Annotated in this window: 1 pseudogene; it reads right to left on the minus strand. The window is 77.0% G+C overall.

What is annotated here, in order from left to right:
* Positions 1 to 822 (minus strand): annotated as a pseudogene (locus ACOV8S_RS31015) (hypothetical protein); the annotation flags it as partial.

Below are 822 nucleotides of genomic sequence, written 5' to 3' on the forward strand. Positions count from 1 at the left end.
GCGTCGAGGGCGTCCAGTGCCTCGACCGCGGTCAGGGTCCACCAGCCGCCGTCGGGGTGCCGGCCGGCGATCTCGCGGACGAAGACCTGGTCGCTGCCGGGGATCCGCTTGCGGACGTGGGTGACGCGCAGACCGGGCCCGTGGGCGGGCAGCAGGGCGGAGGCGTGGTACGCGACCCTCACCGGCCGCTGCAGGGTGATCCGGGCCATCGCGGCCGCGTTGCGTCCCCAGACCTGGGGCGGCGTGGTCTCACCGGGGCGCACCGGCCTGGGGACGGCGTCCAGCGCGGTGGTGTCGACGTGGCGGAGAGCGTCGAGCTGCTCCTGCGAGCCGGCGAGCGCCGCCCAGCCGGCGTCCTGCCAGGCGGCCGGGGGCACTCCCCAGGCGGCGTCGGCGGGCGGGACGTCCAGGCCGAAGGAGGGCGCCCCGGGGTGCTCCTCGAAGACGAAGAAGAAGCCGTGGCCGTCGTCGTGCTCCCCCAGCGCGTCGGCGGCGGTGAACGGGAAGCCCAGGAACAGCACGTCCTCGCCGACGGTCCCCTGGAAGACGGGGTCGGTCCGGTCCTGGGCGAGGCGGCGTGGTCCGCCGGGGGTGAGGGGCGCCAGCGCCCGGCGGGCGTGCACGCCGAGGGACGGGAAGCGCCGCACCAGTTCGCCGCGGATCAGCAGCACCACGGCGTCGTCCCCGCCGGGCGGGCGCCGCAGGGTCTCGCCGAGGCGGGCGAACCGCTGCCAGGACCGCATCGGCGGGACGTCCGGCGGTTCCTGCCCGGGTTCGTGCAGGCCGCGGGCGTCCCAGAAGTGGCGGAAGGAGGTGGCGGAC

The sequence above is a fragment of the Streptomyces sp. CO7 genome, assembly GCF_053474865.1.